Below are 8,600 nucleotides of genomic sequence, written 5' to 3'. Positions count from 1 at the left end.
CGCCGACCCGCCGAGCACGGCGGCCCGTTCCCGGACGGCGTCACCCACACCGAGGGCGTCGAGGGCGTGCACGGCGTTCGGCCACAGGACGAGCCCTGCACCCGTCGGCTCGGGGGCGGTTGCGCGCTCGTGGACGGTCACCGACCATCCGGTGCGCTGCAGCGCCACCGCGGCGGCGAGGCCCCCGATCCCCGCGCCCACCACCGCGGCGCTCCGTGTGCGTGCGCGAACGTCCAGGACCATGAATGAGACTCTACGTATGTAGAGGCCGTCTGCCAACTCTACAACGGTAGAGTTCGGGTTCGTGGACACCGACCGTCGCCTGCAGATCGCCCGCGCCGCCCTGGAGGTCCTCGCCACAGCAGGAGCCCGCGGTCTCACCCACCGCGCCGTCGACCAGGCCGCCGGCCTGCCCACCGGGTCCACCTCGTACTACTACCGATCCCGCGCCGCACTGCTCGACGCCTGCCTCGCCGACCTCGTGCGCCAGGATCAGGACGACCTCGCGGCACTCGCCCCCCTGCTCCGAGCCGGCGACCAGGCGACGTTCGCCGACGCCCTCGTCGACGTGCTGCACCGCTGGGTCACCACCGAGCGCACCCGGCAGCTCGCCCGCTACGAGCTGTTCCTCGAAGCCGTGCGACGCCCCGCCCTCGCCCAGGCACTGCACGACGGCGGTACCACGATCCGGCGAGCGCTCGCGGACGTCCTCGCGCACCTGGGTGCCCCCGACGCCCAGGTGCGCGCCGACTGGTTGGTCGCCGCCGTCGACGGCGTCGTCCTCGAACGGGTCGCCGGTGCCCGCGCCACCGAGCCCGTCGACCGCGCGGCACTGACCGACGTGGCCCACTGGCTCACGCGCGCCGCATGCACCCACCCCTCACCGGCGCCCCCCACCCCGTAGCGCCCCGTCGCCCCCACGGTCCGGGACCGATCCGTTGCGCTTTCCGTAACCCATCGGTCCCACTCGGCGGCGCGCCGCGTGAGGCGGGCGAGAGGGTGAGGTGGGGAGCGTGAGGTTAGGCGCGCGTGAGTGAGGCGGGGGGCCGCGTGCCAGGTCAGGTGCGCGCATCCTGGAGTGGGACCGTTTGGTTGCGGAATCCGCAACGGATCGGTCCCGGACGGGGCTGTAGGGGCGCGCGACGGTGAGGCTGCGGGCGGTGGTCCGGTGCGGCTGCGGGGTGGAGGCTTCCCAACGGGTCAGCGGGTCAGCGCTACGACGGGTCGGGCCTCAGGCGCAGGGGATGCGGGAGTCGACGTTGCCGCGGCCGTCGTCGAACGCGACGTGGACGGTGTCGGGGCCGGCGGTGAGGGTGTAGCTGCCGGTGCGGAAGGGGAACGACTCCTCGAGGGGGTACTCCTCGTGCCGGTGCGCCAGGAGCGAGCCGGGTCTCGCGACGTACAGGACCGCCGTGCCGGTGAACATGGCCTGCGTCTGGCGGACGACGGCCGCGCACCCACCGGGGTCGCGCGCGGTCGCGAGGTCGTCCCCGAGGCGAATCACGGCCCAGCCCGCCCCGGTCACGACCGCACCGGCGATGGTCATGAGCAGCACGGCGGCGGCGATCCCGCGGATCATCGGCCTGGGGGTCGACACCTCCGCCGCCTCGTGGGGGTCGGTCCCGGCAGGTGCCTGGGCGGGTCTGCCGGCACGGGCGATCACCGTCGCGCAGCCGATGATCACCGCGAGCGTCACCAGGACGGGGCCCGGTGCGACGAACGCCTGTGCGGCCACCTCCAGCAGGAGGAGGAAGAAGAACCCGAGCAGCGGGATCACCAGGAGGATCACCATCAGCACGACCGGGCCGACGAGGGCGACCAGCAGGTACCGTTCGCCGGTCCGGAGGGGTCCCGGTCGCCGTGACAGCAGGTGTCCCGCTGCCGCGACCACGAAGGCGCCGCCGGTCGTCGTGATGAGGACGGGCGCGGTCACCGTGAGGTCCGCGAGCACCAGGACGACGCGCTCGGACGTGGCCGTCAGGAGCACGGCGGCGACCCCGACCGCAGCGGCGGTCCACATCAGCACGAGGCCGGCGCGTCGGCGCCCCCGGGGTGCAGCGGGTGCGTCCGCGAGACCCGGGGTCGGGAGCTCGGGGCTGGTGGTCATCACGGGTCCTCACGCTCCGCGTCGCCCGGTGACGGCGCGTGCCCGACGGTAGCGCGGCGGCGTCGGCCGGGAGCCCCGTTCCCCCTTCCTTCTACGGCAGCAGGTACTCGGTGTTGTGGACGGTCAGCGACGTGGTGGTGGGGCGACCGTTGCTGGTGCCGTACACGCCCCACCACAGGCCGAGGAACCCGCCGGCGGTGACGGAGTCGAGGGTGCGGCCGTCCACGGTGGCGACCACGTGCTCGTGACCACCGTCGGTGGCGGCGGTCAGCGTGTAGTCCTGCCCGCGGGCGCTGATCGTCAGGACCAGCGGGTCGTGGGGCCGGGCGGTGAGTGTGACCTGGCCCTGGACGTGGTCGGTGCCCTGGTGCCGGTGGACGACGGTGACGTCCCGGGTGCCGTCCCGGTCGGTGGGGGAGGTGACGCACAACCGCACGTGGTCGTCCTCGGACTGCCGGATCACCAGGCCGGCCTCCTCGTCGGTGCCGTCGGCCAGGGGCACGGTCAGGTGGACCCGCAGGTCGACGTCGGTGTGCTGCTGCCTGACGCCGCGGAACGCCGGCGTGCCGGGTTCGGTGAGGGTCATGGGCGACAGTCCCAGGTGCCACTCGTCCGGTGTGGTGGTCAGGCCGGTGAGGGGACCGCGCAGGGAGGTCCAGCGCACGTCGTCCGGACCGACCGGGCCCGACGTGGTGCCCTGCGTGAGGCCCGGGCGCGGTTCACCGGCGAACGGCACCTCGACCCGGGTGGGGACGCGGCCCTCGCCCGGGGCGAGCACCGGCCACCCGTCCTCCCAGGTCACGGGCACCAGGAACGTCTCACGGCCCAGGTTGTAGTGGTAGCCGCCGTAGGGGCGCATCCCGAGCGCCACCGCCCACCACGAGCCGTCCACGGCCTGCACGAGGTCCGCGTGCCCCACCCCCACGACGTCGGTGCCACGGCCGAGGTGGCGGTGGGTGAGGACCGGGTTGGCCGGTGAGCCGACGTACGGGCCGGTGACGGCGTCGGCGCGGGCGACGACGACGGCGTGGTGGTAGTCGGTGCCGCCCTCGGCGGCCAGCAGGTAGTAGCGGCCGTCGACGGTGAACAGGTGGGGGCCCTCGGCCCACACGGCGTTCTCGAGGGCCCCGTGCCACAGGACGTGCTCGTCACCGACGAGCGTCCCGGTGCGGGGGTCCAGCTCACGGAGCCACACCTCGGTCTGGTCGTGCCACGCCGGGTCCCGTGCCGGCCGGGTCGCGTGCACCCACACGCGGCCGTCGTCGTCGAACAGCAGCGACGGGTCGATGCCCTCTCCGTCGAGCCAGACGGGGTCCGACCACGGCCCGGCCGGGTCGGTGGCGGTGACGTAGAAGTGCCCGCCCGGTGAGCCCTGCCGGGAGCCGACGAGGGTGCAGATCAGCCAGAAGGTCCCGTCGTGGTGCCGCAACGTCGGTGCGAACAGGCCCCGGGAGGCTCCCACACCGGTGAGGTCGAGCTGCCCGGGCCGGTGGATGCCGTGGCCCACCGGTTCCCAGCTGACCAGGTCGCGGCTGCGGTGGATCGGCAGGCCCGGGAAGTACTCGAACGTCGAGCTGACCAGGTAATACACGTCGTCCACGCGGCAGATCGACGGGTCGGGGTAGCACCCGGGCAGGATCGGGTTCGCCACGGTGCTCATGCGGTCTCCGTCGGTCGCGGGCGGGCGGGTGCTGTCGACACTAGGCGGTGCACGTCCTGCGCGGGTTCGGTCTTATTCGGTCGAATGACTTGGTCATCTGACCAAGTCGACGTACGGTGGTGGCACCGCTTCCCACCCACCGAGCAGGAGCCGTCATGGTCACGATCACCCCCGCAGCACCTGTCCACGTCGAGGAGGCCGCCGCGGTCCTGGCGCGCGCGTTCGAGAAGGACGCCCTCATGACGGCCACCATCGGGGGTCGTCCCGACGAGCGCCTCACCCGGTTGACGCACCTGTTCCGTGCCACGGTCCGTGACGGCCTGCGTCGGGGCGTGGTCGACCTGGCCCGCTCCGACACGGGTGCGGACGTGTGGGGGGTGGCCGTGTGGGGTGCGCCGACGCGCCGCCGGCTCGGACTACCGCACCCCGTGGACCTCGCCTCGTACCTGCGCGCGGTGCACCCGTCGAACGTCACCAGGGCCCTGGCCGTCGAGAGGTCGCTGGCCGCTGCGCGCCCCGGTGAGCCCCACTGGTTCCTGGCGGCGATCGGCGTCCACGAGGACGGACGGGGCCGCGGGGTGGGGTCGGCGCTGCTCGAGTCCCGGCTGGCGCGGATCGACCAGGTTCGTCAGCCCGCCCCCGCCTACCTGGAGGCGTCCACGGAGAGGGCGGCCGCCCTGTACGCCCGGTTCGGGTTCGTCGCCAGCGAGAAGGTCACCGGCATCCCGAGCGAGGTCGCGCCGATCTCGATGTGGCGCACGCCCCCGGCGCGTGCCACGGGCGAGGGCTGAACGGTGGCCGAGGGGCGTACCCGCGCGCACCGTCCGGCGGCTGAACGCCGTGAGCAGCTGCTCGATGCGGCCGTCGCGGTCATGCGTGAGGGCGGCGTCGCCGCGGCGACCACCCGCGCGGTCGCCGACCGTGCCGGCCTCCCGCAGGGGGCGTTCCACTACTGCTTCCGGTCCAAGGACGAGCTGTTCACCGCGTTGCTGGACCGGGAGCTGGACGCCTGCCTGGCGCACGTGTGGGACACGGTCGCGGGCGGCGGGGACCTCGAGTCGGTGATCTCCGGGGCGCTGGGCGCCCTGCTGGGGCGGGTCCGCTCTGACCCGGAGTACCACCTGCTCACCGCCGAGCTCGTCGGCGTCGCCGCACGCACCCCCGCGCTGGCGCACATCGCCCGCCGTGAGCACACCACCTACGTCGACCGTGCCGAGCAGATGCTCCACGGGTGGCAGGGCCCCGGAGGGCCGATGGAGCCTGCTGCGGCGCGTGCCCTGGCCGAGGCCCTCGTCGTCGCGTCGACGGGTCTGACGACCGCGTGGTTGAGCACCCGCGACGACGACGCCGCCCGCAGCACCGTCCAGCTGCTGGCCTCAGCCCTGGCACGGACCGCCGACGCCGGGCACCCTCACCACTGCGAGCGCGCGTAGTCCTTGAGGAAGCAGCCGTAGAGGTCCTCGCCCGCTTCGCCGCGGACGATCGGGTCGTAGACGCGCGCGGCCCCGTCGACCAGGTCCAGGGGTGCGTGGAACCCTTCTTCGGCGAGCCGCACCTTGGTGGGGTGGGGGCGTTCGTCGGTGATCCAACCGGTGTCCACGGCGGTCATGAGGATGCCGTCGTCGAGCATCTGGGCGGCGCTGGTGCGGGTCAGCATGTTGAGCGCAGCCTTGCTCATGTTGGTGTGGGGGTGGCCGGGGCCCTTGTACCCGCGGGAGAACACCCCTTCCATCGCTGAGACGTTGACGACGTAGGTGCGTCGCGCGGGTGAGGCGGCCAGTGCCGGGCGCAGGCGGCTGATGAGGATGAACGGTGCGGTCTGGTTGCAGAGCTGGACCTCGAGCAGCTCCATGGGGTCGACCTGCTCGACGGTCGCGACCCAGCTGTTGGTCTCCGCGACGTCGGGGATGAGCCCGCCGGCGTCGATGGACGTGCCGGCGACGAGGCGTCCGAGGCTGGCGGCCTGGGCGGTGAGGGCCTGGGTGGTGACGTCCTCGGCTGCGGCGCGGGCGGCGCGTTCGATGGCCAGTGCGGGGCTGGTGAGGTCGCTGACGGACCCGGCCAGGGCACGGGGGTGGGCGTCGCTGGTGTGCCCGAACGTGGTGATCATGCGTGCGGCGTCGTCGGGCAGGGGAGCGGACTCGGCGTCGACGAGCCGGGTGTAGGCGCCCGGTGAGCGGCGCACGGTCTGGGCGGCGTTGTTGATGAGGACGTCGAGGTGGCCCTGGGCGGCGACGTGGTCGGCGAGGGACACGACCTGTGCGGGGTCGCGCAGGTCGATGCCGACGACGTGCAGCCGGTCCATCCACTCGGCGGAGTCGTCCATCGCGCTGAACCGGCGGACCGCGTCGCGCGGGAACCGCGTCGTGATCGTCAGGTCCGCGCCGTCGCGCAGCAGCCGCAGCGCGATGTACATGCCGATCTTGGCGCGGCCACCGGTCAGGAGCGCGCGGCGTCCGGTGAGGTCGGTGCGGGCGTTGCGCTTGGTGTGGTGCAGGGCCGCGCAGTCGGGGCACAGCTGGTGGTAGAACGCGTCGACAACCGTGTAGTGCTGCTTGCACACGTAGCAGGGGCGTGAGCGCAGCAGCGTCCCCGCGGTCGCCCCCGTGGCGGTCGAGCTCAGCGGCAACCCGTTGGTCTCGTCGTCGATGCGGCCCGGGCTGCCGGTGGCGGTCGCGGCGACGACGGCGGCATCCGCCTGGGCGATCATGCGGCGCTTCTCGTCCCGACGGTGCTTCTTCGCGGCCTTGAACAGGGCGGACGACGCCCGGCGGGCGGCCTCGTGCTGCGGGTGGGTCTTGGGCAGGACGGCCACCTGGTCCATGACCCGCAGGAACGTCGCGAAGTCGTCTGGGTCGATGGCCGGGTGCGTGGCGCCGCCGTCTTCCGGGGCGCTGTCCGGGCCGGCGGTCCGGGCGTCGTCCTGCGCGTCGTGCGGTGCGTCGTGCGGTGCGCCGTTGGACGGGCGGTGGGAGGTGGTGGTGTGCGCGCTCATGCGCCGTTCCGTCCTGCGTGGGGGTGAAGCCGGCGCGGTCTCGCGGGCCCGCAGGATTCTACGCGGCCCCGTGCCTGCGGCCCAGGTGCCCCCACGGCCCCGGGCGCAGGACCGGAAGGGGTCGGTTGATTCGGCGGGGGATTGACCGGCGGCGCTGGTCCACTCCCAGTCACGGTCGGCGTCCCAGTCGGCTGACGCCCATGGTTCGGTGGGCGGGGCGCCCTGCCACACCACGCCGAACCAGTTGTCCTCGACCATCGCCAGGTGCTTGATGAGCCCGCCGAGGGTCATGGTCGACGGGGGCAGGCGGTGGCTGAGCGCGTCGGTGTCGAGCCCGTCGAGCTTGAGGAGCAGGGTGCGGCGGTGGAAGTCGAGGAATCCCAGGAGGGTTCGTGCCTCGTCCTCCCTGTGGGGAGGGTCGGTGCGGTCAGGTGTCAGGGCCGATGGTGCCGAGGGCGGGCCGACGTCGTCCATCGTCCGAGCCTGCCAGAAGGCCCCCACGCCACCCAGGTCTTATCGCGCGGCCTCCGGCGAGAGGCCCGCGCTCGGCTCCCCGCGCCGCGCCCAGCCCCACCCCGCGCCCAGCCCCGCGCCGCGCCCCCACCCCGAGCCCGCGCTCGAGTGGGACCGAACGGTTGCGGAATCCGTAACGGATCGGTCCCACTCGCCGTCTGGCCGGGTGCGCCGGGCACAGTGCCGCGGAGGGATGGCCGGGAGGGTGGGCGGTTTCAGGGGGTTTGGGGGGAAACCTGGCGCGTCGTTACCGTTTCGTGACATTGTGCTGGCCTGCTCCCCCGACGAAGAGGTCTCCCATGACAGCGTCCCCCCGATCGTCCCTGCGCCGGACGGCGCTGACGGCAGCCGCGCTCGCGCTCGTCGTCCCCGCGTCGGTGCCGTCCGCCGGCGCCGCCCCGTCGACCGGCGCCGTCCCGCCGCCCGCTGCGGCGTCGACCCCGACAGCGACGTCGGGGGGTTGCGGGCAGTTCTTCGACGACTTCGCCTACTCCTCGTCCCGTGACGAGCGGTTGTCCGCCCGGGGGTGGAGGGTGCGCAGCGGTGGCGGTGGGCCGGGTGTGAGCGGCGGCGCGTGGTCACCGGCGAACGTCACGTTCACGGGGGAGGGGACCGCGCGCGCGATGCGCCTCCAGGCCGAGACCGACGGCACACCGTCCGGCACGGTCAGCGCCGAGGTCTCGCACCAGCAGAAGTTCTTCGAGGGGACGTGGGCTGCGCGCGTCCGCTTCACGGACGCCCCCGTGGCCGGCGCGGACGGGGACCCCGTCGTGCAGACGTTCTTCGGCATCACCCCGCTCCACTTCCCCGACGACCCGGACTACAGCGAGATCGACTTCGAGTACCTGCCCAACGGTGGCTGGGGCCAGGACGGGCCCACCCTCTTCCTGACGACGTGGGAGACCTACCGGCCCGACCCGTGGCGCTCGGACAACCTGAGCACCCCCGTCGTCGGGAGCCTCGAGGGGTGGCGGGACCTGGTGATGCAGGTGGACGGCGGTGTCGTCCGCTACTTCGTTGACGGTGAGCAGGTGGCCGAGCACGGTGGGTACGTCTACCCCGACTCCCCGATGCTGCTGGCGTTCAACCTGTGGTTCATCGACCTCGACTCCCACACCGGGGGTGTGAGCCGGTACGAGCAGGACGTCGAGTACGTCTACCACTCCGCCGACGAGGTCCTCACACCTGGCCAGGTGCAGGCGCGCGTCGCGGGCCTGCGCGCCGCGGGGACCGACTTCGTCGACGGCGTCGTCCCCGGGGCGTGCAACCCGACCACACCCCCGGCACCGGCGCCTCCGGCCGCCACCCCTCCGGTCGCCGCTCCT

General features: G+C 73.4%; 8 protein-coding genes and 1 pseudogene. 4 read left to right on the top strand and 5 right to left on the bottom strand.

Features of this window, described 5'->3' with window-relative positions:
• On the bottom strand, nt 1-243 hold a 243-nt coding region (locus N869_RS10405), incomplete at its 3' end, for an FAD-dependent monooxygenase (RefSeq protein WP_156968492.1).
• A gap of 61 nt (nt 244-304) precedes the next feature.
• Between N869_RS10405 and N869_RS10400 the strand changes: the two genes are divergently transcribed.
• A complete protein-coding gene (locus N869_RS10400; RefSeq protein ID WP_052105384.1) occupies nt 305-904 on the top strand; it encodes a TetR/AcrR family transcriptional regulator in 600 nt (199 codons plus the stop codon).
• Between the two features lie 327 nt (nt 905-1,231).
• Here N869_RS10400 and N869_RS10395 read toward each other — a convergent pair whose 3' ends face one another.
• Both N869_RS10395 and N869_RS10390 read right to left on the bottom strand, forming a co-directional pair.
• A complete protein-coding gene (locus tag N869_RS10395) occupies nt 1,232-2,107 on the bottom strand; it encodes a hypothetical protein (RefSeq protein ID WP_035061219.1) in 876 nt (291 codons plus the stop codon).
• A 91-nt stretch (nt 2,108-2,198) separates the two neighbouring features.
• Complete coding sequence (locus tag N869_RS10390; protein WP_035061216.1) at nt 2,199-3,767, bottom strand: glycoside hydrolase family 43 protein; 1,569 nt, start codon at nt 3,765-3,767, stop codon at nt 2,199-2,201.
• 155 nt (nt 3,768-3,922) lie between these two features.
• Between N869_RS10390 and N869_RS10385 the strand changes: the two genes are divergently transcribed.
• Entirely contained in the window at nt 3,923-4,558 is a 636-nt protein-coding gene (locus N869_RS10385) for a GNAT family N-acetyltransferase (RefSeq protein ID WP_035061212.1), read from the top strand.
• A gap of 3 nt (nt 4,559-4,561) precedes the next feature.
• Nucleotides 4,562-5,200 (top strand): TetR/AcrR family transcriptional regulator, encoded by a 639-nt coding sequence (locus N869_RS10380; protein ID WP_035061209.1) that lies wholly within the window; start codon nt 4,562-4,564, stop codon nt 5,198-5,200.
• Here N869_RS10380 and N869_RS10375 read toward each other — a convergent pair.
• Both N869_RS10375 and N869_RS17795 read right to left on the bottom strand, forming a co-directional pair.
• Nucleotides 5,179-6,762 carry an SDR family NAD(P)-dependent oxidoreductase gene (locus tag N869_RS10375; protein ID WP_198026041.1) on the bottom strand — a complete coding sequence of 528 codons (1,584 nt, stop codon included), beginning with the start codon at nt 6,760-6,762 and terminating at the stop codon, nt 5,179-5,181. The two genes, N869_RS10380 and N869_RS10375, sit on opposite strands and share 22 nt — an antisense overlap.
• 117 nt (nt 6,763-6,879) lie before the next feature.
• Nucleotides 6,880-7,236 (bottom strand): annotated as a pseudogene (locus N869_RS17795) (mycothiol transferase); the annotation flags it as partial.
• A 338-nt stretch (nt 7,237-7,574) separates the two neighbouring features.
• On the opposite strand from N869_RS17795, the gene N869_RS10370 reads away from it, so the two are divergent.
• Nucleotides 7,575-8,600: glycoside hydrolase family 16 protein (locus N869_RS10370; RefSeq protein ID WP_198026040.1), on the top strand; the 1,026-nt coding region annotated here is incomplete at its 3' end.

This window comes from Cellulomonas bogoriensis 69B4 = DSM 16987 (genome assembly GCF_000767165.1).
In the GTDB taxonomy this organism is placed as follows: domain Bacteria; phylum Actinomycetota; class Actinomycetes; order Actinomycetales; family Cellulomonadaceae; genus Actinotalea; species Actinotalea bogoriensis.
The sequence above is the reverse complement of the archived record's forward strand: the minus strand, read 5'-3'. Positions and strand labels throughout refer to the sequence as shown.